The 25,902-nt window shown below is 63.7% G+C and carries 26 protein-coding genes, 2 tRNA genes and 2 pseudogenes; 15 read left to right on the forward strand and 15 right to left on the reverse strand.

Translation table 11 applies throughout. The features are described 5' to 3' along the window. Positions 1-16 precede the first annotated feature (16 nt). Together MWM08_RS12200 and mdoH are read left to right on the forward strand one after the other, a co-directional pair. Complete coding sequence (locus MWM08_RS12200; RefSeq protein WP_244459715.1) at positions 17-1,660, forward strand: OpgD/OpgG family glucan biosynthesis protein; 1,644 nt, start codon at positions 17-19, stop codon at positions 1,658-1,660. Continuing rightward, positions 1,648-3,417 carry a glucans biosynthesis glucosyltransferase MdoH gene (mdoH, locus tag MWM08_RS12205; protein WP_244459716.1) on the forward strand — a complete coding sequence of 590 codons (1,770 nt, stop codon included), beginning with the start codon at positions 1,648-1,650 and terminating at the stop codon, positions 3,415-3,417. The genes MWM08_RS12200 and mdoH overlap by 13 nt, the downstream gene beginning before the upstream one ends. Here the strand turns inward: mdoH and MWM08_RS12210 are convergent. Together MWM08_RS12210 and MWM08_RS12215 are read right to left on the reverse strand one after the other, a co-directional pair. Continuing rightward, positions 3,398-4,288, reverse strand: a complete 891-nt coding sequence (locus MWM08_RS12210; RefSeq protein ID WP_244459717.1) for an AAA family ATPase — start codon at positions 4,286-4,288, stop codon at positions 3,398-3,400. The two genes, mdoH and MWM08_RS12210, sit on opposite strands and share 20 nt — an antisense overlap. Positions 4,289-4,313: 25 nt before the next feature. Then, the gene (locus tag MWM08_RS12215) at positions 4,314-4,940 is read right to left on the reverse strand and encodes an SRPBCC family protein (RefSeq protein ID WP_244459718.1); all 627 of its coding nucleotides are present in this window, start codon (positions 4,938-4,940) and stop codon (positions 4,314-4,316) included. A 145-nt stretch (positions 4,941-5,085) separates the two neighbouring features. Here MWM08_RS12215 and MWM08_RS12220 point away from each other — a divergent pair, with 145 nt between their 5' ends. Both MWM08_RS12220 and prpB read left to right on the forward strand, forming a co-directional pair. Beyond that, a complete protein-coding gene (locus tag MWM08_RS12220; protein WP_244459719.1) occupies positions 5,086-6,498 on the forward strand; it encodes a sodium:proton antiporter in 1,413 nt (470 codons plus the stop codon). Positions 6,499-6,508: 10 nt separating this feature from the next. Next, entirely contained in the window at positions 6,509-7,429 is a 921-nt protein-coding gene (gene prpB, locus MWM08_RS12225; protein ID WP_244459720.1) for a methylisocitrate lyase, read from the forward strand. A 156-nt stretch (positions 7,430-7,585) separates the two neighbouring features. Here prpB and MWM08_RS12230 read toward each other — a convergent pair whose 3' ends face one another. Further along, positions 7,586-8,998 carry a cyclic di-GMP-binding domain-containing protein, MshE-related gene (locus tag MWM08_RS12230; RefSeq protein WP_244459721.1) on the reverse strand — a complete coding sequence of 471 codons (1,413 nt, stop codon included), beginning with the start codon at positions 8,996-8,998 and terminating at the stop codon, positions 7,586-7,588. A gap of 152 nt (positions 8,999-9,150) precedes the next feature. On the opposite strand from MWM08_RS12230, the gene MWM08_RS12235 reads away from it, so the two are divergent. The 6 genes from MWM08_RS12235 to MWM08_RS12260 all read left to right on the forward strand — a co-directional run bounded on the left by MWM08_RS12235 (position 9,151) and on the right by MWM08_RS12260 (position 12,048). Beyond that, the gene (locus MWM08_RS12235; RefSeq protein ID WP_244459722.1) at positions 9,151-10,293 is read left to right on the forward strand and encodes an acetoin utilization protein AcuC; all 1,143 of its coding nucleotides are present in this window, start codon (positions 9,151-9,153) and stop codon (positions 10,291-10,293) included. A gap of 8 nt (positions 10,294-10,301) precedes the next feature. Beyond that, positions 10,302-10,784, forward strand: coding sequence for a DUF192 domain-containing protein (locus MWM08_RS12240; protein ID WP_244459723.1), 483 nt, complete (start codon positions 10,302-10,304; stop codon positions 10,782-10,784). A 40-nt stretch (positions 10,785-10,824) separates the two neighbouring features. Next, entirely contained in the window at positions 10,825-11,451 is a 627-nt protein-coding gene (locus tag MWM08_RS12245; protein WP_244459724.1) for a hypothetical protein, read from the forward strand. 69 nt (positions 11,452-11,520) lie between these two features. After that, positions 11,521-11,594: transfer RNA gene (locus MWM08_RS12250), tRNA-Pro, on the forward strand. Positions 11,595-11,617: 23 nt separating this feature from the next. Beyond that, positions 11,618-11,941 carry an ETC complex I subunit gene (locus MWM08_RS12255; RefSeq protein ID WP_244459725.1) on the forward strand — a complete coding sequence of 108 codons (324 nt, stop codon included), beginning with the start codon at positions 11,618-11,620 and terminating at the stop codon, positions 11,939-11,941. A 30-nt stretch (positions 11,942-11,971) separates the two neighbouring features. Further along, positions 11,972-12,048 (forward strand) — tRNA-Arg (locus tag MWM08_RS12260). A gap of 541 nt (positions 12,049-12,589) precedes the next feature. Here MWM08_RS12260 and MWM08_RS26525 read toward each other — a convergent pair. Further along, positions 12,590-12,685: pseudogene (locus MWM08_RS26525) on the reverse strand (hypothetical protein); the annotation flags it as partial. On the opposite strand from MWM08_RS26525, the gene MWM08_RS12265 reads away from it, so the two are divergent. Further along, a complete protein-coding gene (locus tag MWM08_RS12265; RefSeq protein WP_244459726.1) occupies positions 12,686-13,009 on the forward strand; it encodes a hypothetical protein in 324 nt (107 codons plus the stop codon). 144 nt (positions 13,010-13,153) lie between these two features. On the opposite strand, the pseudogene MWM08_RS26530 reads toward MWM08_RS12265, so the two are convergent. Continuing rightward, positions 13,154-13,561, reverse strand: a pseudogene (locus tag MWM08_RS26530) (recombinase family protein); the annotation flags it as partial. Between the two features lie 61 nt (positions 13,562-13,622). Continuing rightward, positions 13,623-13,877 carry a hypothetical protein gene (locus tag MWM08_RS12275; RefSeq protein WP_244459728.1) on the reverse strand — a complete coding sequence of 85 codons (255 nt, stop codon included), beginning with the start codon at positions 13,875-13,877 and terminating at the stop codon, positions 13,623-13,625. 540 nt (positions 13,878-14,417) lie between these two features. On the opposite strand from MWM08_RS12275, the gene MWM08_RS12280 reads away from it, so the two are divergent. From MWM08_RS12280 to MWM08_RS12295, 4 genes are all read left to right on the forward strand, one after another. Then, positions 14,418-14,843 carry a hypothetical protein gene (locus MWM08_RS12280; RefSeq protein WP_244459729.1) on the forward strand — a complete coding sequence of 142 codons (426 nt, stop codon included), beginning with the start codon at positions 14,418-14,420 and terminating at the stop codon, positions 14,841-14,843. Positions 14,844-14,914: 71 nt separating this feature from the next. After that, complete coding sequence (locus tag MWM08_RS12285; RefSeq protein ID WP_244459730.1) at positions 14,915-16,147, forward strand: nucleotide-binding protein; 1,233 nt, start codon at positions 14,915-14,917, stop codon at positions 16,145-16,147. Positions 16,148-16,854: 707 nt separating this feature from the next. Then, a complete protein-coding gene (locus MWM08_RS12290) occupies positions 16,855-19,182 on the forward strand; it encodes a DGQHR domain-containing protein (RefSeq protein WP_244459731.1) in 2,328 nt (775 codons plus the stop codon). Continuing rightward, positions 19,179-20,048 carry a DNA adenine methylase gene (locus MWM08_RS12295; RefSeq protein ID WP_244459732.1) on the forward strand — a complete coding sequence of 290 codons (870 nt, stop codon included), beginning with the start codon at positions 19,179-19,181 and terminating at the stop codon, positions 20,046-20,048. Before MWM08_RS12290 ends, MWM08_RS12295 begins: the two co-directional genes overlap by 4 nt. A 157-nt stretch (positions 20,049-20,205) precedes the next feature. Here the strand turns inward: MWM08_RS12295 and MWM08_RS12300 are convergent, their stop codons facing one another. The 9 genes from MWM08_RS12300 to MWM08_RS12335 all read right to left on the reverse strand — a co-directional run bounded on the left by MWM08_RS12300 (position 20,206) and on the right by MWM08_RS12335 (position 25,798). After that, entirely contained in the window at positions 20,206-20,634 is a 429-nt protein-coding gene (locus tag MWM08_RS12300; protein WP_244459733.1) for a hypothetical protein, read from the reverse strand. Positions 20,635-20,636: 2 nt separating this feature from the next. After that, the gene (locus MWM08_RS12305) at positions 20,637-22,058 is read right to left on the reverse strand and encodes a type IV secretory system conjugative DNA transfer family protein (protein WP_244459948.1); all 1,422 of its coding nucleotides are present in this window, start codon (positions 22,056-22,058) and stop codon (positions 20,637-20,639) included. 5 nt (positions 22,059-22,063) lie between these two features. Next, entirely contained in the window at positions 22,064-22,294 is a 231-nt protein-coding gene (locus tag MWM08_RS12310) for a hypothetical protein (RefSeq protein ID WP_244459734.1), read from the reverse strand. Next, on the reverse strand, positions 22,291-22,791 hold the full coding sequence (locus MWM08_RS12315; protein WP_244459735.1) for a hypothetical protein: 501 nt from the start codon (positions 22,789-22,791) through the stop codon (positions 22,291-22,293). Before MWM08_RS12315 ends, MWM08_RS12310 begins: the two co-directional genes overlap by 4 nt. Before the next feature lie 24 nt (positions 22,792-22,815). Continuing rightward, entirely contained in the window at positions 22,816-24,090 is a 1,275-nt protein-coding gene (locus MWM08_RS12320; RefSeq protein ID WP_244459736.1) for a relaxase/mobilization nuclease domain-containing protein, read from the reverse strand. Next, positions 24,087-24,524: a hypothetical protein gene (locus MWM08_RS12325; RefSeq protein ID WP_244459737.1), complete on the reverse strand. Its 438-nt coding sequence runs from the start codon at positions 24,522-24,524 to the stop codon at positions 24,087-24,089. Before MWM08_RS12325 ends, MWM08_RS12320 begins: the two co-directional genes overlap by 4 nt. A gap of 118 nt (positions 24,525-24,642) precedes the next feature. After that, on the reverse strand, positions 24,643-24,924 hold the full coding sequence (locus MWM08_RS26535; protein WP_423816034.1) for a DUF6790 family protein: 282 nt from the start codon (positions 24,922-24,924) through the stop codon (positions 24,643-24,645). Next, positions 24,902-25,303, reverse strand: coding sequence for a DUF1398 domain-containing protein (locus tag MWM08_RS12330; RefSeq protein ID WP_244459738.1), 402 nt, complete (start codon positions 25,301-25,303; stop codon positions 24,902-24,904). The genes MWM08_RS26535 and MWM08_RS12330 overlap by 23 nt, the downstream gene beginning before the upstream one ends. A 42-nt stretch (positions 25,304-25,345) precedes the next feature. Then, positions 25,346-25,798, reverse strand: a complete 453-nt coding sequence (locus MWM08_RS12335) for a MarR family winged helix-turn-helix transcriptional regulator (RefSeq protein ID WP_244459739.1) — start codon at positions 25,796-25,798, stop codon at positions 25,346-25,348. Positions 25,799-25,902: the final 104 nt, after the last annotated feature.

Consider the following 25,902-nt stretch of genomic DNA (forward strand, 5'->3'; position numbering starts at 1 on the left):
AGCGCCTTCGCGCGCCATGCCCAGGACCGCCGGCAACCCTGTGCGTCGCGTCGCGTTGGTGGGCCTGGAGGAATGCCCATCGATGGAGGTTGTGGTGCTGCCCGAACGATTCCGCATATCCGCGATCCGCGACGCGGCGCCGACGCTGCGCCGAAGGCATCTCGCCGTGGTCGCGGGCGCGGCCGCGCTGGCCGCGCCACGGCAGATCTCCACCGCTCGCGCGACCAGCGCGGCGGCGCCGAGCTCCTTCGATGCGCAGATCGTCCCGACGCTGGCGCGGGAGCTCTCCACACGCCCGCACCGGCCGCGTCGCGGCAACCTGCCGCGCGTGCTGGATACGCTCGATTACGACGGCTATCGCGGCATCCGCTTTCGTGCCGAACGCGCGCTCTGGGCGGGCGCGGGGCTCGACTTCCAGGTGCAGCCACATCACCTCGGCTTCCTGTTCAAGGAGCGCGTCGACCTGTTCGAGGTGGCCGACGGGCAGGCGATGCCGATCAGCTATGACGCATCCCACTTCACCTTCGACAACGGCCCGCCGCCGGCCGACCTGGGTGACATCGGCTTCGCCGGGTTCCGCATCACGCATCCGCTGAACCGGCCGGATCATTTCGACGAGCTGTGCAGCTTCCTCGGCGCCAGCTACTTCCGGGCGCTGGGGCGCGGGCATGCCTACGGGCTGTCGGCGCGCGGGCTGTCGATCCGCACGGGGCACCCGCAGGGTGAGGAATTCCCGGCGTTCACCGCCTTCTGGATCGAACGCCCGGCGCCGGGGGCGCGCAGCATCGTGGTGCATGCGCTGCTCGAGTCCCAGAGCCTGACCGGCGCCTACCGTTTCGCGATCGCCCCTGGCGCATCGACCGTGATGGAGGTGCAGGCCGAGATCTTTGCGCGCGTGGCGGTCGACGGCTTCGGGATCGCGCCCGGCACCAGCATGTTCCTGTTCAACCCCGGCCATCGCGGCACGGTCAGCGACTTCCGCCCCGCGGTGCATGATTCCGACGGGCTGCTCATGCGCACCGGGCGCGACGTGCAAATCTGGCGGCCGCTGTCGAACCCGCGGCGGCTTCAGGTCAGCGGCTTCCAGGACAGCGCGCCGCGCGGCTTCGGCCTGATGCAGCGCGCCCGCGACTTCGCCGACTACCAGGACCTCGAGGCGTCCTACCACCGCCGGCCCGGCCTGTGGGTCGAACCCATGGACGAATGGGGCCCGGGCGAGGTGCAGCTCGTGGAGATCCCGACGCCGAGCGAGATCCACGACAACATCGTCGCCGCCTGGGTCCCGCGCGAAGGGCTGAAGGCAGGCGAGGCGCGCCGGGTCCGGTACCGCCTGCACTGGGTCTCGGAGCCGCCCTTGCCGGGCGGCCTGCTGCGCTTCGCCGCGACCCGCAGCGGTGCGGGCAACGGCAGCGGTGCGTTGCGCTTTGTCCTCGACACCACGCCCTTGCAGGGCCGGATGGACACGCTCCCGCAGGCGCAGGTGAGCGCGAGCGCGGGGCGCATCGCCAACCCGGTCGTGCAGCCCAATCCCGAGACCGGCGGGCTGCGCCTATCCTTTGACCTCGAGACCGACCGCAGCCGGCTGAGCGAGGTGGCTGCCGTGCTCGCGAGCGAGGCCGGGCCGGTCAGTGAGACCTGGACGTTCCGATGGACGGGCTGACCCGCACCGCCGCTCTGCTGCCGGCGGAGGCGCGGCTTGAGATGCCGGTGCGCCCGCTCGATGCGTTGCCGGACCTGACGCAGCCCGCGCCCGCCTCGCCGCGGGGGACGCGCCGCCGCCGCGCATTCGTGCTCGCGATGACGGTCATCCTCACGCTGTTCGCCACCGCGGAGATGTGGGAGGTGCTCGGCCTCGCGCGCTGGACGATCACGGGCGTGGTGATGACGTCGCTGTTCGCGGTGCTGCTGGTCCCGATCGCGCTGTCCTTCGCGACGGCTGTGCTCGGCTTCGTGGAACTGCTGCGCGGACCAGCGCCGCAGGCCATGGCGCCGGCCGTGCCGGGGTCGCGCACCGCGCTTCTGGCGCCCATCCGCAACGAGAACATCGAGGATGTCGCGGCCGCGCTGGCGGCGATGCGTGCCGACTTGCACGCGGATGGCGCGGACGACGCGTTCGACATCTTTGTCCTGAGCGACAGCCGCGACCCCGCGATTGCCGCGGCCGAGGTCGATGCCGTGCTGCGCCTGCGCGCGGCCCCCGGCTGCCGCGTGTTCTATCGGCAGCGCAGCGACAATGCCGGCCGCAAGGCGGGCAACATCGCCGAATGGGTGCGGCGCTTCGGCGGCGCCTACGAGGCCTTCCTCATCCTCGATGCCGACAGTCTGATGCGGGCCGACACGTTGCGCCGGCTGGTCGCGGCGATGCACGCCATGCCCCAAGCAGGGCTGTTGCAGACCGTGCCCGTGCTGCGCGGCGGCACCACGGTTTTCGCGCGCCTCCAGCAATTCGCGAGCCGGGTCTACGGGCCGATCCTCGCTGCCGGTGCGGCCGCCTGGCACGGGGCGGACGGCAACTACTGGGGGCACAATGCGCTGATCCGCACTCGCGCCTTCGCGCAGACCTGCGGCCTTCCGGCGCTGCGCGGCCCGAAGCCGTTCGGCGGCGACATCATGAGCCATGATTTCGTCGAGGCCGCGCTGCTGCGCCGCGCCGGCTGGGGCGTGCAGATGCTGCCCCACCTGGGCGGCAGTTTCGAAGGCGGGCCGCCAACGCTGCCCGACCTCGATGCGCGCGACCGGCGCTGGTGCCAGGGCAACCTGCAGCATGCGGCGGTGATCGGCGCGCCGGCGCTGCATCCGCTCAGCCGCGTGCACCTGGCGATCGGCATCGGATCGTATCTGAGCGCTGCATTGTGGCTGGTGTTCCTGGTGCTGGGCATCGCCACCGCCCTGCAGGCACGCTTCCTGACACCGGCCTATTTCCCCGACACGCATGTGCTGTTCCCACAATGGCCGGTGGTCGATGCGCAGCGCGCGCTTTGGGTCTTCGCCGGCACGATCCTGTTGCTGCTGACGCCCAAGCTGCTGGGGATACTGTCCGTGGCCCTGATTGCGGGCCGGCCGCGCAGCCTGCGCGGCTGGGGCCGCCTGGTCGGCGGGGCGGGGGTCGAGATCATCGTCTCGGCGCTGATCTCCCCGGCGACCATGGTGCGCCAGGCGGGGCATGTCGTCTCGGTCCTGCTGGGCCGGGATTCAGGGTGGAAATCCCAGGCGCGCGGCGACGTTCTGTTGCCGTTCGACGAGGCCTGGCGCTTCGCCCGCGCGGGCGTGGTGCTCGGCCTGCTGATGCTCGGCGCGGCGCTGGCGGTCGATCCGGGCCTCGCGGCCTGGATGTCGCCCGTCCTCGCGGGCCTGCTGCTGTCGCCGCTGCTGATCTGGGCGACGGCGCGCCCGGTCTTCAGTCCGGCAGGTCGCTGAGCATCCGCGCCGCCTCGGCGCCGCGGAGCTTGGCGATGTCGTCCTGGTACTTCAGCAGCACGCCCAGCGTCTCGTCGACCGCGCCGGGTTCGAGTTCCTTGGCGTCGAGCGCGGCCAGCGCCTGCGCCCAGTCGATGGTCTCCGCCACGCCAGGTAGCTTGAAGTAGTCGCCCTGCCGGACCTTCTGAACGAAGGCCACGATCTGCGCCGAAAGCTTCTCCGGCAGGCCGGGCGCGCGCAGCGCCAGGATGGCGCGTTCGCGCGCGGCGTCGGGGTAGTCCACCCAGTGGTACAGGCAGCGCCGGCGCACCGCGTCGTGCACCTCCCGCGTGCGGTTCGACGTGATGACCACCACCGGCGGGGTCTCGGCGCGGATCGTGCCGAGTTCAGGGATGGTCACCTGGAAATCGGCGAGGATCTCGAGCAGGAAGGCCTCGAAGGGTTCATCGGCGCGGTCGAGTTCGTCGATCAGCAGCACCGACGGTTCGCCCTCCAGCGCCTGGAGCAGCGGGCGAGGCTGGAGAAAGCGGCGGTCGTAGATGCCGCGTTCCAGCGCCTCGCGGTCGGTCTCGCCGGAGGCCTCCGCCAGGCGGATCGCCATCAGCTGCTTGGCGTGGTTCCATTCGTACGCGGCGGCGGACAGGTCGAGACCGTCGTAGCATTGCAGCCGCACCAGGTGGCGCGGCAGCATCTTCGCGAGCACCTTCGCGATCTCGGTCTTGCCGGTGCCGGGCTCGCCTTCCAGGAAGATCGGACGGCCCATGCGCAGCGCCAGATGCACGGTGGTCGCGAGCGCACGGTCGGCGACATAGCCGCCGGCGCCCAGCAGGGCCCGGGTGTCCTGAACGCTGGCCGGCAGGGTGAGGGTCATCGCGGCGCCCCTGCGCCCGGCGCCCTCACAGGAACATCAGCCCCAGGATCACCAGCATGATCGCGCTGCCAACCCAGGCCATCAGCGGGATGCCGAGCGGTGCTTCGGGCAGCAGGTCGAAGATGGAGATGCCGGCGGGGGTGGTGATGGGCGGGCGCGGCGCGGCAGCCGGCTGGGCGGCCTGCGGCGCGGCCTCGGTCTCCGGCGCCGGTGGTGTCAGGGCCGCGGCGAAGCGATCGAAGAACTGGTCGGACATCTGCTTGGCCGTGCTGTCGATCAGCCGCGCGCCGAGCTGCGCCATCTTGCCGCCGACCTGCGCCTTCACGGTGTAGCGCAGCAACGTCTCCTCGGGGCCGAGTTCCTCGAGCGAAACGTCGGCGCCGCCCTTGGCGAAGCCCATCGCCCCGCCATTGCCCTCGCCGCTGATCGTGTAGGAGGCGGGCGGGTTGACGTTCTCGAGCTTCACCTTGGCGCCGAACTTGGCGGCCATGGGGCCGATCTTGAGGGCGAGTTTCGCCTCGAAGGCGTCGTCCGCGGTGCGCGTGACGGATTCGCAGCCGGGGATCGCGGCGCGCAGCATCTCGGGGTCGTTCAGCGCCTCCCACACCCGCGTGCGGGCTGCGGGGATGCGACGCTCGCCGCTCATGTCCATGACGAAGTCTCCTGTCTGGCGGGCAACCTAGGGCCGGGGAGGGGGTGGGAAAAGGGGGCGCGCCCCTCTTGTGGCCGGTGCGATGTTCCTGCAAGCCACCGGGAAGGGCCGGGGGCACCGGCCGCAATGGGAGACAGGACCGACGATGCGCTTCAGCCGCCCCCTTGCCGCGACCCTGCTGGCCGCCGGGATGCTGGCCGCCGGCGCCATGCCCGCCGCCGCGGCCGGCGTATCGGGGGCAGGGATGTCGCTCGCCTGGGGCATTCCCTTCGCCGGGCTGTTGCTGTCGATCGCGCTGATGCCGCTGGTGGCGGGGCACCTGTGGCACCACCACTACGGCAAGATCGCCGCGGGATGGGCGGTGCTGCTGGTGCTGCCCTTCGCCATCGTGTTCGGCCCGCAAGTGGCCGCCAGCGAGGTCTGGCACATCATCCTGCAGGAATACATCCCGTTCATCGCCTTGCTGCTGGCACTGTATGTGACCGGCGGCGGTGTGCTGTTGAAGGGCACGCTGGTTGGCACACCTGCCGCCAACACGGCGTTGCTGGCCTTCGGGACGGTCATCGCGTCCGTCATGGGCACCACCGGTGCCTCGATGTTGCTGATCCGCCCGGTGCTGCGGGCAAATGCGTTCCGGAAGCGCAAGACGCACACCTTCGTCTTCTTCATCTTCCTGGTGAGCAACATCGGGGGGTCGCTGACGCCGCTCGGCGATCCGCCGTTGTATCTCGGCTTCCTCAAGGGCGTTTCGTTCTTCTGGACCACGACCCACATGTTCTGGGAATTCATGGTCTGCGCCGTCATCCTGCTCGCGATCTACTACGTGCTGGATTCCATCGCCTGGGCGCGGGAGAAGCCGGTGGTGCCCGGCACCGGCGCGAAGGAACCGCTGCGCGTCGAGGGCTTGGTGAACCTCGCGCTGATCGGCGCGGTGGTGGTGATGGTCCTGGTGCAGGGCTATTGGCGGCCGGGCAATGCCTACCTGCTCGGCGAGACCATCGGCCTCGAGCGCCTGGTCGGCATCGCCGTGTTCGTCGCGATCGCCTGGCTGTCGATGCGCCTGACGACGCCGGAACTGCGGGAAGCGAACGGCTTCGCCTGGGGCGCGATCCTGGAGGTGGCAAAGCTGTTCGCCGCGATCTTTGTCACGATGGCGCCGGTGCTCGCGATCCTGCGCGCGGGCATGGAGGGTGCGGCGGCGCCGCTGGTGGCCATGACGACGGACGCTGCGGGCCAGCCGATCCCGTGGGTGTATTTCTGGCTGACGGGGACGCTGTCCTCGTTCCTGGACAACGCGCCGACCTACCTGGTGTTCTTCAACCTGGCGGGCGGCGACCCAGGCTACCTGATGACGCAGGGCGCGCTCACGCTGGCCGCGATCTCCTGCGGCGCGGTGTTCATGGGGGCCAATTCGTATATCGGGAACGCGCCCAACTTCATGGTCAAGGCCATCGTGGAGGAGAACGGCGAGCGCATGCCCTCCTTCTTCGGCTATGTCGGCTGGGCAGTGGTGTTCCTGATCCCGCTGTTCATACTGGTGACGCTGATCTTCTTCTGAGGAGGGCCCGATGCCCTACGTGATCGCCGACGACCTGCCCGACGAACCCGCGGGCGTGCGCTTCCGCCGCATGCTGGATGCGCCCGGCATCCTGCAGATGCCCGGCGCGCATCTGGGCATCTCGGCGCTGCTGGCGAAGCAGGCGGGGTTCGAGGCGCTGTACATGTCCGGTGCCGCGATGTCCGCCACCATGGGCCTGCCGGATCTCGGCATGATCACGGTGGACGACGTGGCGTGGCACATCCGCCAGGTGGTGCGAGCCTCGGGCCTGCCGGTGCTGGTCGATGGCGACACCGGCTATGGCGAGGCGCTGAACGTCATGCACATGGTCCGCTGCTTCGAGGAAGCCGGGGCAGGGGCGGTGCACCTGGAAGACCAGCTGCTGCCCAAGAAGTGCGGGCACCTCAACGACAAGAAGCTCGCGAGTGCGGAGGACATGGCCGCGAAGGTCGCCGCCGCGCGGCGCGCCCGGCGCCACCTGGTCATCATCGCGCGCACCGATGCGGCCGCCAGCGAGGGCATCGAGGGCGCGGTGGCGCGTGCGCGGATGTACCTCGACGCCGGGGCGGACGCGATCTTCCCCGAGGCGCTCACCACGCGCGAGATGTTCGAGGAATTCGCGAACCGCATGCCCGGCGTGAAGCTGCTGGCCAACATGACCGAGTTCGGCCGCACGCCGTTCTTCACCGCCGAGGAATTCCAGGCGATGGGCTACGCCATGGTGATCTGGCCGGTCAGCCACCTGCGCATTGCCGCGCGCGCGATGGAGGATTTGTATGCCGCGATCGCGCGCGACGGCGGCACGCAGAAGATGGTCGGGCGCATGCAGACCCGCGCGCAACTGTACGAGACGATCGGCTACCACGCCTATGAGGCGCTGGACGCGAGCCTGATCCGCACCGTCGTGCCCGAGGGGATGCCGCAGGGCTGACCCGCGCCGTCGGGCGCCTGACTTTCGGATTGTACGAAGGCACGGCCCGGCAGCGCCAAGCGCGACCGCGCCCAGACCAACGGCCGCGCCGGGCGCACCAGCGTGTGGCGCGCAAGCCAAACCGGCGGATGCCGGCCCCCGGCGCTTGAGGGCGCCTTAACTCACCAGCAAATTCCCCAGCGCGAAGCGGATCGTCTGCTCGTCGGCGATCGGCGGGCGATTGAGGAAGTCGCAGAAATCCTTGATCTGCTGCGGGATCTCGGTCGCCTGGTAATAGGCCAGCGGGGTGCCGTGGCGCACGATCTGGTCCACCGTGTAGGCGATCGCGTCGACCGTATAGGCCACGCCGTGATCCTGCGCGTTGTTGCGCAGCAGATGCGCGAATTCCTCCGGCGAGGGACCGCTCACGTTGATCTTGTAGGGCAGGCGCCGCAGGAAGGCCGGGTCCATCAGGTCGCGCGGGCTGAGGTTGGTCGAGAACACCAGCAGCTGGTCGAACGGGATCTGGAAGGACTGGCCGGTGTGCAGCTTCAGGAAGTCGATGCGCCGGTCCATCGGCACCACCCAGCGGTTCAGCATGGCTTCGGGGCGCACCAGCTGGCGGCCGAAATCGTCGATCAGCAGCACGCCGTTCATCGCCTTGACGTGCAGCGGCGCCTCGTAGAAGCGCGCCGTCTCCTCGAACTTCAGGTCGAGCATGTCGAGGCTGAGTTCGCCGCCCGCCGCGACGAAGGGCCGCCGGCAGGGCACCCAGCGCGGGTCGAATTCATCGGCCAGCAGGGAGGAGGCATGCGTCGCCTCCATCCGCGTGCCCAGGCGCTTGTGCACCGACGGGTCGTAGACCTTGACGATCTGCCCGCCCACCTCGAAGCAATGCGGGATCAGCACCATGGCGCCGAACACCTTGACCATGCGCTCGGCGATGGAGGTCTTGCCGTTGCCAGGCGCGCCATACAGCAGGATGGACCGGCCCGCATTGGCGGCGATGCCGACCTTGGCCAGCAATTCATCGTTGACCACCAGCGGCTGCATGGCCTGGAGCACGGCGTGCGCGGTCACCGTCTCGCCGCGGATGGTCTGGCGCAGCACGCGGGCCGAATACTCCTTCAGGGAGACCGGCAGCGGGCCGATATAGGCATTGCTGGCAAAGGCCTCGACCGCCATGGACCGCCCGCGCGGCGTCAGCTCGATGCGCAATTCGCCGGCCACGATGCCCGGCTTGAGTTCGACGATGCCTTGCGCGCGCGCCTGTTCGATCAGCACCGAGGCCAGCCTGCGGGAGATGGAGAGCGTCTCGGCGATGGTCGCCGCATTGCCCTGGCCCGCCGTGCTCAGGAACTTCACCATGATGTCGAAGACGATGCGCGGTTCGATGCCGAGCTCGAGCACGCTGTCGGGCGGCGCGGGCAGCCCGTCCTCGAGCTCGTGCACCTGGTGGGCGCTGAGCATGCCGAGCTCGACCAGGACTTCGCCGAACTTGCGGCCGGTGCGCGCCTGGCGCTCCAGCGCCTCGTCGGCGTCCTGGCGCGAGATGAGTTCGAGGGCGACGATCAGATCACTGAAACGCAAGGGCCACCTCCGGCTGTCGCGCAGGGTCCGCGCTGCAGGCGCGGCGAGCCGAATCGCGGACGCCGGCTGACGCTAATCGCGCCGGGGCCACCGGTCCATGCGGTTGTGCTTGATGACGCCGCTGCACGCTCCATCTCCCGGGTGAAGCTTCCATGACACCGCTGCTGATCGGCTCCGAGATCTACCGCGGCTCGACCTACGGGCCGAAGCATCCGCTCGCGATCCCGCGGGTGTCGACCATGCTCGACCTCGTGCAGGCGCTGGGCTGGGTCGACCCCGCGCAGTACCGCGACAGCCCGCGCGCGAGCGTCGGTGAGCTGCTGCGCTTTCATCGCCGCGACTACCTGGACGCCTTGCTGCGGGCCGAACACACGCAGACCGTGAGTGCCGACGACCGCGCGCGGTTCCGCATCGGCGCCGACGGCAACCCCGTATTCCGCGAGGTGTTCTCGCGCCCCGCCACGGGGGCGGGCGGCACGCTGCTGGCGGGACGGCTGACCGCCCATGGCGGCGTGGTGCACGTGCCTGGTGGGGGTACGCATCACGGTCGCCCCGACCGCGCGAGCGGGTTCTGCTACCTGAACGACGCGGTGCTGGGCCTGCTCGCATGGATCGACCAGGGGTTGAATAATATTCTCTATCTCGACCTTGACGCGCATCACGGCGATGGCGTGCAGGATGCCTTCCAGGATGATCCGCGCGTCTTCACCCTCAGCATCCACGAGGATGGGCGCTGGCCCTTCACTGGCGCCAGCGACGACCGTGCCGGGGGTCATGCCGCCAATATCCCCGTGCCGCCAGGCTTCAACGACAGCGAATTCGGCTGGGTGCTGCACCACGCGATCCTGCCTGTCATCGACCGGTTGCGCCCGCAAGCCATCATGGTCCAGTGCGGCGCCGACGCGCTGGAGGAAGACCCGCTGGCGAAGCTGAGCCTGTCCAACAACGCGCATCGCGCGGTGGTGGCGGCGGTGATGGCGCGCGCCCCGCGGCTGATCGTGCTGGGCGGCGGCGGCTACAACCCGTGGTCGGTGGCGCGCTGCTGGGCGGGGGTCTGGGGCGTGCTGGCCGGGCACGCCATGCCCGACCGCCTGCCCCCGGCAGCCGAGGCCGTGCTGCGGAACCTGCGCGCGCAGCCAGCTATGTCGGCACGCGCCGCCTGGCGGGACCCGCCGGAGCATTGGTTCACCACCCTGGCCGACGCTCCGCGCCCGGGTGTGGTGCGCGCGGCGGTCCGGCGCGCCGCTGCCGCCGCCCTGGCCGGCCTTCACGCCGACCCGCCGCGCGTGGCATGACGGTGCCCATGATGCTCCGCCGAACCGTGATGCTCGCCCTGGCTGCCCTTGCCCCCGTGCCGCTGCGCGCACAGCCGGGCGTCGACCGCCCGCAGCCGCGCCTGCCCACCGAACCGCTGGTGATCGTCACCCGCGATGGCCGCCGGCTGCCCTTCACGGTCGAGATGGCGGTGGCACCCGAACACCAGATGATCGGCCTGATGTTCCGCCCCGAAGTGAAGCCAGACGAGGGCATGCTGTTCGACTGGGGTGCGCCGCGCGAGAGCAGCATGTGGATGCGCAACACCATCACCAGCCTGGACATGGTGTTCATCGCCGCCGACGGGCGCATCCATCGCATCGCGGAGCGCACGGTGCCGCTCAGCCTCGCGACCGTGTCGTCGAACGGGCCTGTGCGCGCGACGCTGGAATTGGGCGCGGGTGTGACGGAACGGATGGACATCCGCGCCGGCGACCGCGTTCTGCACCGGATCTTCGGCACCGCGCCCTGAGCGCGACGCAGCGCCACGCACGCACGGGGGCAGCGCCGCCATGATCGTCCTGGACAATCCGCCCGACGCGCCACGCGCCGCCTGCACGCCCTGGGCCTTGCCGCCTGCCGGTAGCGTGCGCCTGACGGTTGGCTACGTCGGCCGTGTCCTCGAGACGGAAGTGCCGATGACCGCCAATGGCCAGAGCGGCCATTTCACCGCGGATTGCGGCCCCGGCTACCTCGAGGAAATCCTCTGGACCCAGGCGGCGTCCGGCGGCTGCTGGCCCTTCGCGGCGATGGTTCGAAACCCGACGCGCTCGCTGGAGACTCCGCTGCAGGCGCTCGCCTTTGCCCACCTGGCCGCCAAGCGGGACGAGGAGGTCGAGGACATCGCCGGCGTGTTTGCCCAGCTCTACGGCATCACCGACCCGACCGCCGTCCATCTCGTGGTGATGCTCCATCGCGACCTGGCGAGCGAGACCGAGATCGGGCACGTCGAAACCTATGCCTTTGGCGCCTTCGAGCGCGGCTTCGGGCAGCGCGTGCCCACGGCCAACAAGGTCCTGCTGCTCACCAACACGGTGAATGCGGCTGTCACGCGCTATGGCCATTTCGGCGAGATCACCCAAGAGGATGTCGCCGCCCTCAAGGCCGGTCAGGCCCTGCCGCCTTGCGTCTTTTCGTAGGTCGGTCGCATCCCGTACCGGAGCAAGCCGCTTGCCCACGCCGCCCCCCATCCCTAGGGTGCGCCGCGACGGGGCGTAGCGCAGTCTGGTAGCGCACTTGGTTTGGGACCAAGGGGTCGCTGGTTCGAATCCAGTCGCCCCGATTCGGCTTTCGAGGACGTCACGCATGGCGCAGCACAAGGGCCTTGCCCGCATCTTCCAGCCGCCGAAGTCGGCCATGCAGTCCGGCCGCGCCAAGGCGCAGGGCTGGGTGCTGTCCTATGAACCCGCCGAGTCCAAGGTCCTGGACCCCCTGACTGGCTGGTACGGGTCGGGCGACATGCTGGGCCAGGTGCGGCTGCAATTCGACACGCGCGACCAGGCGGTCGCCTATGCCCTGGCGCAAGGCATCGCCTACGAGGTCGAGGCGCCGCCCGCGCGCGCCACCATGAAGCCGAAGGTCTATGCCGAGAATTTCCGCTTTGGCCGGGCCGAGAACTGGTCCCACTGACCAGCCCGCGCCGTGCTATGAGCGCGGCACGCGTCCTTAGCTCAGCTGGATAGAGCAACGAGCTTCTACCTCGTGGGTCGGGGGTTCGAATCCCTCAGGGCGCGCCATTTTGTTTTCACCACCCAAAGCACCGCCTAAAACCTTGAACGGTAAGGACAAATCCGCCGTTCTAAACCCCTCATTTCTGACGTAGTGCAGGGGCCGGGCAAAGGCGAGTTTGAGCACCGCCCGCCGGTCTTCCAGACGCTCCGAACGCCAGAGATTCCAAGGGTTTGCGAGGAAATCGAGCGCCGTTCTAAGTGCCCCGTCAAAATCGCTCGCCGGACGACCGCTGCTGGCGATTTTTTCCAACAGCGCGAAGCGCTCTTCCTCCAATCGCTGGACCCGCTGCTCATAGGCCGCGATGACGCTCGGAACGCTCACATCGAGGATACGTTCCAGAAGCTGTTTCACCTGGCCGTCGATCTTCGCCAGTTCCAGCGCCATGGCCTTCTTCTGCTCCTGCGCGAGCGATACCCGCCGCGCCCATAGTTCCTTGAACATGGACCGCGCCACCGTGAACAGTTTGTCGGACGGGCGGAGCGTGTTCAGCAGCTCCGCGAACTCGCCCTCGATCTTGTCCCGGCGGATCGACTTCCCGTAGCTGGCGCATCCCTTCTTTGGGCAGAGGTAGTAGGGATGGCGCGCATGGGCACCCGTGGACCAACACGCCGTCAGCGGCGTCGTACAGTCCGCGCAGAGCACATGGCCGCGCAGGGGGAAGTCCGCGTTGAGGTTGCGGCGCTTGGGCAGCCGCCCAATGCCGCGAAGCCGTTCCTGGATGCGGTGATAGGTCTCGAAGGAGATCAGCCCTTCGTGCTGGGCGGGGCGCAGCGACACATCCCAATTCGGGGCCTCGATATATCCGGCATAGGCGACCTGGCTGAGGATGCAGCCCACGCGCTGATGACGGACGATGCCCCGGCTGTCCTTGGGGAAGAGGGGGTTGTCTTGCAGGAAGCGCATCACGTCGGCCTGCGTCTCGAAACGCCCGCTGGCATAGCCTTCCAGGGCTTCCTGGACGATTGAGGCAACAGGCTCATCCCGCGTCAGCATCATCCCGCGATTGGTGACGCGCTGAAACCGGAACCCGATAGGGGCCTGGAACACCCAGTAGCCATTCTGGACGCGGGCTCTCATGCGGTTCTTGGTTTGCTCGGCGTTCTTTTGCCGCTGGTGCTGCGACACGCTCGCCATGAGGTTTTCATGCAGGCGGGAGTCCGCGTCGTCGCCGAACTCGATGGAGGGCGATTTCAGAATGCCGCCCGCCTTGGCGATCACGCCACGAAGATCGGTGTGCGTGTGAATGTCGCGGGCGAGGCGGGAGATATCGTCGATGATGACGATCATCCCGCTCGCGCGGTGTTTACGCACGAAGGCGAGAAGCGCCTTCATGCCGGGGCGATTGGCGGTCTCGCCGGTAATATCGTCCTTGAACACGCCGACGATATCGAAACGCCGCATCGACGCGAACTCGCGGCAGCGGGTCTCTTGCGATTCCAGGCCGTTCCCCATCTTCACCTGCTTGGGGTCTGACACCCGGCAGTAGATTACTGCCTGCTTGTATTCGTTAGCGCTCATTGCTCAAACCCGCGTCCTTTCCGTGTCGCCTGCTGGCGTCTCCTTCTGTTGCTGCCTGCCTTCACTCTATCTCAGCCGAATCGGCATCGGTGCCGCCATCGGTCAGGGCGGCGCAGATATCCACATCGAAGCCCATCTCGACGAAGCTGCGCATGATCGACCAGAGCGTTTCGAGAAGCTCGCGCTTCTGGTCTTCCGTGATGTCCAGATCGTCCAACTCGCCCGCGTATTTGGCGATGTCGGGTTCCATGCCCGCAGGCCCCACGCTGACCGCCTGGCCGAACGGCCCAGAGGGCCTGCTATTGTCCAATTCCATCGCGCGCCTCCTTGTCTGTTTCGTGGTTACAGGAAGCTGCCGAGTATAGAACAAATAAGGAACATAAACAAGGAATAAATTCCTTGTCAGAATCCCAAGCTTGTTCTTCGCTGCCGCCTGAAGCCATTCCGCAGAGCGCCGCTTCGGCTTGGAATGCCAAGCCGTTCAGGGCGATGCTTCGCCGTGGAAGATCGCACCGAGCGGCGGTGCGTTGAAGACGCTGCGCGAGGCGTCTAATCAGTTGTGGAAGGAGGGTTGTCGCTAAGCCGATGATATGGCGCGATTTCTGAGGCCCCGCCTCGTAAACGCAAGGCCAGGCCGCCGCGCCGCGTCGCCGAGGGCGACAACCAGTTCAAGCCGGGTGCGAAGTTCGACGAGACGACACTCATCCGGCTAGCCTACTGCTTTTGCCAGGGCATCGGGACCAAGGTCGCGGCGCGCAACACGGGCCTCAGCGTCAAGACGGTGAGGGGGCTCTACCTGGAGCTTCGCGCTCGCCTGCTGAAGCCCGCCTTCAATCGCTGGCACGGCACGAACCGCATGCTCACCAGCATCGCGCAGCCGGAGCACGAGCGGATCATCCGCATGGAGTACTTCGAGACGCTGGCCGTCTGCGGCATGAACGAGACATGCAGGCGCAACTTCCGCCTCGGCAACCGCAAGGCGCGGCAGTGCCGCGCTTGCCCGCTGGCACGGGTCTATTCGGATGAGCGGCGGGCCGAGGCCTATGCGGTGATCGACGCCGTGCACGACTTCTATGAGCGCATCGGCATCCGGGGCGAGAAGGAGCGGCTGGCCGTGCTGATGTTCCGGGAACGGCTGATTCATGCTACGGTCATGGGAACGGTCCAAGCCCATAGCCGCAAACGGACGAATGGGTTCTTCGATCCCGAGGAACAATCGTTTCTCAGTGGGGGAGCTCTTCTGAATATGATATTAAATGACTTATCTATCGATCCACTTTGAATAAACTAATATCTTCGAATAAATATCTATAGGCTAAGAGCAATTTCTGTCTATTCTTTCTTGAGGGTCCCATGAAACGAACAGTTTTTTATTCCTGGCAATCTGACCTTCCTGCCGCCTGCAATAGAAACTTGATTGAAAGATCATTACAGAAAGCCATGCGTGCCATTGGCCGCGAAGATGATGCAAAAATTCTCCCCGTACTCGATCGTGATACAGCAGGATTACCTGGAACACCCGATATTACTCAGAGCATACTTACAAAAATTTCCGCATCGGATGTGTTTGTTGCAGATGTTAGCATTATATTTCAAGGCACAACACGCCCAACACCTAACCCAAACGTCCTCATAGAGCTTGGTTACGCTATAGCAGAACTTGGGTGGGACAACGTGATACTGGTCATGAACGCGGCTTTCGGTGGTCCGGAGCTACTGCCTTTCGATTTGCGCGGTCGGCGCGTCGCGGTTTACGATGCAACAGAAAATGGAGACCGCAAAGAGTCTCAGGGGCTACTACAAGGACGCCTGGAAGCATTCTTGCGCACTTCTCTTAAAGATGGCGCCTCCGCCAATCTACCTACTGGCAGCAGCGGTAACTTGTGGTGGGGAAAATGGAATTTCTCCTCAGGCTCGGCGGGAGGCTACCTCTTTATAAGGGAGGTCGGTCCTTGTGGATTCCTATTTGACCTTGACGTTGTTCATGGAGCACACAACGGCTCCGTTACAGCCTACGCCCGCATAGTCTCCAATGACCTGGCCTATTGCCGCCTAGCCAATGGTGACACTGGCAATGACGGTGAATTAGTATTTAAACGCAGCTTAGTGGGCTCTAACCGAATAATAGAGATTGAAGAAACCGCCCTATGCAGTTTTTATCATGGAATGCGCGCCACTTTCTCAGGAAAATACTCTAGAGATCGTGCCCCCTGGTTTGATATTGGCCTCATAAATGAGCTAGAGCTTTCACGATTGTACAATATCACAGGGTCTCATTTCGATAAGCTATTAGATTGTACCAGCGATATTGGAAGCTCCGAAAATCTTGATCATGAACTCAACGCTCAAGTTATTACTGGGGGCGTAGCTGGACTATATACATTCATGGAAAGTATTGTAATGCTAAACAATGCTGGCGAAATGTGGGTAGCATATCTTAATGATTCAAAGGTATATTATTTTACAAACGTGCCCTCATTTAAAACAACTTTACCAAAGACCATCGAGGCTTGGAGGGGCAGGTTCGAGGCCGCTGAGGTCATTTTTTGCGCGTCCGCTGAGGTCACTCCGCCACACCGAAGGTGATAGGCCTGATCTCGTTCTTCATTTCCGCCCTGACGCGTTGTTATCCGCGGAGTTTGCCCCTTTCGTTAAGTGCAAGATGTGCGGGGTAGTACCGCAATCTTGGCAAGGGAGGCCCGCTGCGCGCCTCCCGTTGCATCCCTCCCGGCCCAACGTCTGGCCGTTGGATCGCCAGTCAGTGAGCCTCCATGCTCCCCGACACCCCATGGGCAAGGGGCGTGCCTGCCCCTTGGAACCCTGCCTCTCCCGAGCGGCCAACCCTACGCGGATTGGATGCTGCCACCCTCATCGCGGGTGGATTGCGACCGGGGAGACTTCGCTCTCGCCTGGACCCCATCGACCGAGGAGCTCGCCTGCCCCTCGACTCCCAGACCAACCAGCGGCTGCACTGGCGATCCAGCGTCTGCTCAGGAACTTCGGAACACTCTCATCCGTCTTCGTGTCTTGGCCTCGACGGGGGCGGAGCCGCAACTTCCAATATCGCCGGGCTGACAAGCTCGCCTCCAAAGCTCTAAGCCATGAGCATACGCATGCCGCCAACTCAGTCCGTGCTAGCCTCTCAAGAATATCGAGTCGTAAACGCCCGCCCCCTCAATCTGGAGCGGCGCAAGCATCCAGGGCCTTTTTCCGAAAGTGGTTTTGCTTGCGAGTTTACAAAAATCAGCTATTTGTAACAATCTTGAAGAAAATGACGTTCTGGGAGACACCGGGTGGAGCAACTACTCCTTCTAAATCCTCTGATCACCACGCCCAGTTCGCGTAGTACTGAGCGCAAGAAGAGGCGCGACCAGTTTACGTACCAAACCGTGTCAAACGGTGAAGCCGAATCCTTAATAGCGTCAGGCTGGATCTTAGATAAAAAACTTAAGCACCGTACACGCGTGCGACGTCAGAACTCAATCGACGAGGATCTGGAGAATAGAGTTTGGGTTCTACTAGCTGAACTAGGATTTCCGGAACTCAACCAGGGCAGGAAATTCAAAATCCGCTTCCGGCGGAATAATAAAATTGATGGTGAAAAACAGATTGATGTTTTTGCCAAGGATGATGAGACAGTTGTTGTTGTTGAGTGTAAGGCTTCGGCCGAAATTAGAAAAAAATCTCTGCAGAAGGATATCGAAGAATTCGCCAATCTCAAGGGCAAGATTTCTGAGGCGATCAAACAGCATTATGGTTCAGGATTCAAACCTAAAATTATATGGGCTTTCGCAACAGACAAAATTATTTGGACCAATGAAGACAAAAAGCGAGCAGCAGGCGAAAATATATCTGTCATTACGGAGCGAGAACTCCGCTACTTTTCTGAACTTGCAAAGCATCTGGGCCCCGCCGGGCGCTATCAGTTCTTAGCTCACTTCTTAGAGAACCAGAAGGTGCCTGGCTTAGACGATAGACGAGTGCCCGCACTACGCGGAAAGCTCGGGGGCAGGCAGTTTTATGCTTTCGTCACCACCCCTGAGCGCCTTCTAAAGATCGCCTTCGTGAACCATCGAACTCTTAACGATCCGAAGGGGATGCCAACGTATCAAAGGCTGATCGCGAGGAACAGGCTCAAGGACATTCATAACTTCCTTAGCGAAGGCGGATTTTTCCCAACCAATATCATCATCAATTTTACCACGAAGCCAAAATTCGAGATCAAACTAAAAGAAGAAGAGGCAGATATCCATTTCGGCACTCTATATCTTCCTGACAAGTATAAGTCTGCCTGGGTCATCGATGGTCAGCATCGTCTGTATGGGTATTCGAAGCACGCTGATCTCCAAAAAAATCATAACATTGTGGTGCTTGCGTTTCAGCAGATGCCCATTGAGGATGAAGCGAACCTTTTTGTTACCATCAATAACGAGCAAAAGACAGTTCCTCGGACTCTTTTGGATGATTTGCAGGGCGAGTTGAAATGGGGATCTGACGATCCTCGGGAACGTGTCGTTGCGATGTGTTCGCGCTTGGTGAATATATTGAACAGCGAGCCCGGCGGTCCGTTCCACACGCGGGTTGTGCAAACTGGCCTACGAACAACACGAGAAACATGCCTCACCTTACCGGCCCTGGTGGAAGGGCTCCGAAGATCAAATCTCTTGGGGGGCGTCCATCGTAAGCTGAAATCGTATCAGCCTGGGCCGTTCACGGGCAAAGACGATTTCGCAACGCTGGATCGCGCTCGGCATGCGCTTGAAGACATCTTCTCCCTGCTCAAGGAAGCAAATCCGGAGGTCTGGCGGCTTGGTGCCGACGGCCACGTTTGGACGAACACAGGCGTTTCCGCCCTGCTGTTGATCATCGCGGCGGCGATTGAACACTACGAAGCAGCTACGAAGCTGGACTGCAAGGAATTGTCGGCAGAGGAGATAGCTGAGCAGGTGCAGGATCTCATCGCGCCGATTACAGCTAGAATTAAGGCGCAGACGTTGGCTCAGATTTCGAAGCTGTTCCGTGATGACGTGCCCTACGGCTCAAGCGGTGTTCGGGAGCTCTTCTTGAAACTTGTGGGCGTTATCCGTGAGACGACGCCTAGATTTGGCCCGGCTGACTTTGATGTTTGGCGCTCTGCGCAGAGCCAGGAGCGCGCGAAGGACGCTTCTGACAAGGTCCAGGAGCTCAATGATCGGATCTGCGCCGTCATATTCGGCATCTTCAAGCGCGAGTATGGAGAGAAAGACTACTGGGATCGAGGAGTCACCAACAAGCAGATGAAAACAGACGCCTATGGACGAGCGCAAGACGATGACATTAGTGAACGTGGCGCGCTTGAGGAATATCTAAATCTCATAGACTACAAGAAAGTTGTAGAAAAATCGGAGCACTGGGGCTGGTTTCAAGACATCTTTAGTATACAGTTGGCCGATGAAAAAGGTGGGCAAGCAAAGTATCTGCGCTGGATGGACAAGCTTAACGATGTCAGAAAGAAAACTGCCCATAAGTCAGCAGGACGCCCTTTGACAGAGGCCGAGTTGGACTTTATCGAGATGATCCATGAGGAGTTTTTTAAGCGAGCTTCTAAGGTTATCGTCGAGGTTGCGGCAAAAGCGGCATGATACTCCCATTTTTGAAATGGCCAGGCGGTAAGCGTTGGCTCGTACAAGATTTCGGCGCAGCCTTTGTGCCTGTGCGAGGCACCTATTACGAGCCGTTCCTGGGCGCCGGGGCAGTATTTTTCCTCACGCAGCCCGAGCGCGCCCATCTATCTGATTCGAACGAGGCGCTCATTAATGTTTACAAGCAAATTCGCTGCCGTCCCAGACAATTCGAAGCCAAACTGAAAGCGTATCAAGAACTTCACTCCACATCTTTCTATTATGAGGAGAGAGAGAGGATATACTCCTCTAATTTCGAGCGTGCTGTGCAATTCGTTTATTTGAACCGAACCTGCTTCAATGGAATTTACCGAGTCAATCTGAATGGCGTATTTAATGTCCCGATAGGAAGTAAGACTGCTGTGATTCTTCCAACCGATGATTTTTGTGAAATTGCCAGAGCGCTCTCCGGGAAGACTTTATCAGTGTGCGGATATAATGAAACTATCTCCCGAGCGGGTAAGAATGACTTTATCTATGCAGACCCGCCTTATACCGTGAAGCATAACCTAAATGGCTTTGTGAAATACAATGAAAAACTTTTCCAATGGCGCGATCAGGAATTATTGAGAGACTGTCTCTCTGCTGCTAGCAGGCGAGGCGCACGCGTCGTCGTTAGCAATGCTGATCACGAATCGATCTCAGCTTTGTATGCTGACGGTTGGCACCAATATATTGTTTCTAGGCCGAGCGTCATATCAGCCGACTCCAGCCACCGGCGGTCAACGACGGAGCTACTGATCTCAAATTTCCCACTCCAAATTGATTTAGACATGTTCGAGGTCAAGGTAGGTCAATCCACACGAAGCGGTGCGGTAAGGCACTAAGACTTGGGGCTTCGCCCCCGGCGCGCTGCGAAGCGCCTTCCACCCAGCTTCGGATCGCAAGCGCGATCCTGCCAGCCGGGTCCCTGCGAAGGCGCATCTTCGCTTGCACCCCCATTCTCGCCGAAGGGCAGAGGTTCAGACGAGCTGAACCTCTGTTTCAATCCACGCCCTCATCGACGAAGTGAGTGATACTGGCCCGCACGTTCCAGAAGTCATGCTTCCAGTAGATCGCATGCGCCTCTCGCGCCGTCAGGCCGCAGAAGTGCGCCGCGAAGGCGATGAACTCATTGACCTCGATCACGCGGAGCCGCGCCCATTGCGGGAACCGCAGCCGCGCATCGTGCAGGACAGCACCAGGGCCGAAGTCATCGACCTGGGCGATATCCTTGAATGTCTCGTAGGCGAAGAGCGCGCAGGCCATGACCGGGAAGCGCTCCCGGTCAATCTCGAACGCCTCTTCCTCGGCGGGCGAGAGCTGCCACCAATCCGTGCCGAGGTAGCGAGCGGGATCTCCGCTGGCCCATTCCTCCATCTGGCGGCGGACATGCGCCTCGAAGCGTCCTTTGAGGCTGATGACGGTTCCCATGCTCACCCCTCCCGCACGGATCGACGATGGACCCGCGCGGGATCGCCGCCGCCGCGCATCAGCCAGGCATGCTTGTCCGGCCTTTGCCGCACATCTCGGAGCATCCCGGCCAGCTCGGGCCGCTCCCAGAACTCCGGCATATCCACCACGAAGAATCCGGAATCCCGCGCATCGAGCAGGCCGCAATCGCCGCCCGTCGCCTCCCGAATATCCTCAACCTGAAGCAGAGGCCGGGATTGCTCGACCAGGTTATCGCCGGACCCGTTCACCTGGTTGTTCGAGACGTTGAAGCCCCGCACCATCACGCTCGTCTTGCCGGAGCGGTGCTCGATGTCCTTCAGCGTGTCGGTGTCCGGCAGCCCCCGATAAAGCGTGTGCGCGACCGCCTTCTTCCAGATGCGTGCCGTCTCCCGCCCATAGCGGGTTTCAATCTGCGCGCTCGCGTTCTGGAACACGCCGAGGAAGTTGATACCGCCCTCCCGAAACAGGGTCAGCATCTCATAGAAGTTGGAAACATAGAGCTGGCCCCATTCCTCGCCGACCACCAGGGCGCGCAGCGGACCATGCGCATCGGCAAAACGCTCGATGATGGCCGCCGCCATCGCGCCGACCAGGGTGCGGCTGGTATCGCTGCGCGCCGAGCCGATGATGAAGAGCGCCGTGCGCTCCCGCTTCATATCGGCCGGATCGAAGGAGTTGGTATCCGTGGCAATCCGCGCCGCCGATCCCGGCTGGAAGCCTTGCAGCCGTTCTATCAGCGTGGATGAATAAGCGTTCCACTGATCGCGCGAGTTGGTCAGGCTCGCGACCTGAAGGCACATGCCCGCATCGTCCTGCATCCGGCCATCACTCGCCCAGACGAGCAGATCATCCCGGATATCTTCGACGCCGCGCCCGTAAAAATCCCACAGCCCGCTCGGTGTGCAGGGCCAGCGGGGTGACGGATAGAGCGCGGTCAGCTTGTAGTAGAGCGCGGCGCACGTGCGCGCGCCCTGGCCGATCCATCGGTGTCCCGGATGCGGATCGACGGGAAGCAGATAGCTCGCGGCATCATAGGCAGCCTGGCCGACCAAAGGCCGCAGCGCAGGCATCCCCGCGACCTCAATCAGCCGCGTGTTGAAGTTGAACGTCTCGGATGGATAGCCGTAGAGCCTGCCCGGATTGATGAAGCGGACCTTGTAGCCCTGGCGCTCCAACGTCTTCCACGAGACCCAGGCGAGCTCACCGTCTTTCGGGTCGGTGATGATCTTGGTGAGGTGCGCCGTGCGCGGCGAGACAAGATTGACGCCAAGGAAGCGGGTGAGCTTTCCCTTGCCCGCCTGCGCGTCGATGGCGACGGGTTCTGTCCCGTCATAGATGAGTGGGCGTCCCTCGAAGAAACCCAGCTCGATCCCGCGCCGGACAACCTGGCGCGGGACGATCATCTCACTCACAGCAGCCCCGCCCGGATAAGCGCATCCCGGTCATTCAGCCGCGCATGCCCAAGCTGGCCGCTGGGGTTCGCAGCCAACATGGCGTGAAGCTGCGCCGCCGCCCGTTGTTCGGCCCGCAGGCGCGCGATACGGGCCTGCGCCGCATCGTCCCACGACAGGCGCTGCTGCGCGTGCGATTCAAACATCCATAAGAACTGATAGATTTCGACGACGCGGGAGAGGCTCACCGGGGCCGCTCCTCATCATCCCAATCGCCGAACACGAAGGGCTTGCGCGGCTCGGGCCGCGCCGTCTCCTTCGGTTGCGGCAGGGCAGCCGGAGGCGCGGGCGGGATATAGGTGGCATTGGCCGCCGCATCCTGTTCGTACTGCGCCTTCAGATACTCGATCCCGACCGAGCCCGCCGTGTAGCCGCCGATGATGATGTAGACCCACGCCTCATCGACGATGTGCAGCTTGAACATGGCCGCGCAGAAGATGACGAAGAGCGGCAACAGCACCATGCCGAGCAGGCCGCGATAGACGAAGGCGCGCGCTTCATGCGGGTAGATCGCCTGGCCAAAGATGCTTCGCGGACGATCCCAAGCCCACAGGGCGACAAACGTGAACACCACCGCCGCGAAGGTCGCGAGCGCGAAGATGAGCGCCGCCCAAATGAAAATCGCCATGGCGATAAAGACGAACACCATCGCAAACCCCGCCGCCTCGTTGTTCTGGTTCGACATATCGTTGACCTCCTTCCTGTTCACTCACCGGGACAGGCCAAGGCCGCGCGACGTCTCGCGCTGGCGGGCCTGGCTTTCGCCTTGCCCGCGCGAGAAGCGCAGATACCGGCCTATGTCCTGACGAAGCTCACCCAGCTGCGCCGCCTGCGCGCTTCGCAGCGCCTTGAAGTCCGATTGCAGGGCGCGGCGCTGATCGAGCTGGCTCTCGATCAAGCCTTGCCGCTCGCCTGCGTGGCGCGCCTGGGTGCGGGCAGCCTCGGCTTCGTTTGCCGTGCGGATTTCTTGGTAGGTGCCAGTCAATCGCTGCCAGAGGCCGCGCCAGCCTTTGGGCAGACGGCCTGCGCGTTCCTTCGTCTCGCGCTCCCATTCCTGCGCCTGGCCGGATTGCAATTCTGCGCGCGCTTTGCGGTGCGCCCGCGTCATCGCTTCCTTGGCCGCGCCGAGTTCGGCGGAGCGTTCGCGGAAGCGGTCCCGCGCTTCCTCGACATGACGCTTGATCGCGGGCGTCATCCGCTCGCCGATCTTGGCCTTCGTCTCATCGACACTGGAAAGCCCGTCGCCTTCGCCGAGGCGGGCGCGAACATCCTTCGTCTTCACATCCAATAGGCGCGGCAGCGCATAGACCTCGCCGCCATGATCCAGCACCACGAAGCCTCGCCGGTCTCCCTTGGCGAGGAACAGGGCTTTCTCTTCGAGGCTGCGCTCGAAGGATTGGCGGTTGTCAGAACCCACCCAGCAGCCTTGGACGGTCTGTTTGATCCAGCGCGGGTCAATCCCCTGGCGCTTGGCCTGTTGCCATTCGGCCAGCGTGAAGTTGGTGGGATCGCGTTCCGAGGGGGTTTCGAGGCCGCGCGGCAGCTTCCACCCATGTTCGAGGTAGAGATCGCGCGACACGCCCATGAGCTTGTTCTTGAAGTAGGGCAGCGTGCGCGCCGTCATTGTGTCGGCATCAATCCGAGACCACACGCAATGCGCATGGCGGCGGCCTTCCTTCTCATGGAAGACGATCGCGCGCGGCTGGCCTTCCAGCCCGAGCCGCGTCTCGATCGTGTCGATCGTTCCCCGGAACACTTCTTCCGAGACGTTCACTTGGGCGGGCGGGCTTAAGGACAGCGAGAACAGGTATTGGCGGCACTTCGTGCCGCGACTGATCGCTTCCGCTTCCTTGAAGGCACCGCGTAAATCATCGGCAGCGAAGCCGCGCAGCTCCGCAATCTTCACATGCTCATTGTCATCGAGCCGGGTCAGATGCTGGGCCAGGTCCTGGCCGCCGCCGCGCTGGGAGCCTTTGAGGATCATTCTTCGGCCCCCGGTTTGAGGCCGAGTGCGGTCACGAGGAGGCAGCGCATGGCGCGCACCTCGGACACCGCGTTCTTGAGTTCGGATTCAATCTCAGGCGAGACCGGGAGCGCGCCGATATGGGCGAGGTGCGCGAGTTGGTTGAGATTGCTGGCAAGCCGGGACTGGCCCAGCAGGGCCAGCGCCTTGCCGAGCGCCTGCCGGTCTTCGACCGCGAGGCCGCTGCGCCGCATGCGGACGGGAATCGTCTCGCCGAGCAGCTTCGCCTTCATATACGCACCGAGCGGCGCGCCCCCGGCTTCCACCGTTAGCCGCGCGCGCTCATCCTCGGATAGACGCAGGCTGAACGGCGCGAGGCGGTTCCGGTGCGGCTGCGCCGGAGCGGGAAGGGAGGCCGAGCCTTGCTTTTCGTTGAAGGTGCCGCTTATGGACATGGCGGCACCGGCGGGACAGAGGCCCCACGGTGCTCAAGGATGGTGTTCCAATGGCCAAGGACTTCGAGCAACTCGTTCGAAGTCGCGCTATCGAGGCGCGCCAATCCTTTGTGCCGGGTCACGCCAATATTGGCGCCGTGCCGGAATCCGCGGTGCAAGGGCTCAGTCGCAGCAGTGTAAATCTGAATAGTGGGATGAATATACCGGTCCAGGAGATGGTACCGGTATTGCCCGGCGCAAAGTTGTGCGCGCTCACCATTTGCTGGAGATGGCCGACCGCCGCCCCCAGCGTGAAGATGCTCGGACCGCGCCCGAGGTAGATGGCCGGTACAATGCCTCCGACCGGGAGTTCAGACATCGTCCTGCCCGGCCCACCGTCACTTCGGGAAGTGTTCGACATGGGTTTCGGCGGTCCGGCCGAAATAGACCACGCGTCCGCCCAGGAACGACACGAGGTATCCCGCGCAGCCCGCGACCTTCGCCTTCTCGCAAAAGGCGGCAAAGCTGTAGTCGGCGGCGTTCGACTGCGCCCAACGCACCAGGCGCTCGACCTCGTTGGCATCGAAGGCGGCGGGGACGGTGCCGGCGGATGCCTTCATGTCCAACGCGACGCTGTCGCCGTCCGGCAGGTAGAAGGTCTGGCTGTTGCGGCGATAGTCGACCGTGTACCCCTCGAAGCCGGCGGCGAGCAGTTTGCCGATGATCGCCGGGAAACTCAGGCTGCCATCATGCGCAGCGTGCAGGCAGGTTTCGGCAACCGAGATCCGTTCCGCGTCCATGGCGGAGTTCCTTTCATGTGAACGGCACTTTCGGCGGCGCGTTCAGTCCACCGGCGTCGCTTTCAGGTCGCGCCGTTCGGCGAGACGCTTCAGGATGCGGCCGAGCATGTCGTGCTCGTCCTCAGTCAGCACGCCGAAGAATTCAGCGTCATTCATGTCGGCCAGCGATGCCAGGACCGGGATCCTGGCGCGACCGGCCGTCGTGAGGGACAGGCTATGGGCGCGCCGGTCCTGTGGGTTTTCCGTCCGCTCGACCAACCCCTTGGCGACGAGCCTTTCGGCAAGCTTGCTGATCGCCCCCTTGGTCATGCCCATCCGTTCGGCCAGGACTGAAGGAGGCGTGGGCTCCACATCGAAAAGCGCGCGCATGAACGACCACTCCGCGACGGTGACATCCTCGGCGGAAACCTTGCGGGCGAATTCCTGCGATACGGCGTTCGACACCACGCGCAGCCAGTATCCGGTGTGATCGGTGAGTGCTGAGGGGGAGGCCATGCTACATCCTTATTGACTAGGAAACTAAACGCCTTTCATTTCCTAGTCAACAATCATTTTCGGCTGGATGATGATCATCGATGGTGGGCGCGGTTCGCTGCGCC

This window comes from Roseomonas fluvialis, assembly GCF_022846615.1.
Taxonomy (GTDB): Bacteria; Pseudomonadota; Alphaproteobacteria; order Acetobacterales; family Acetobacteraceae; genus Neoroseomonas; species Neoroseomonas fluvialis.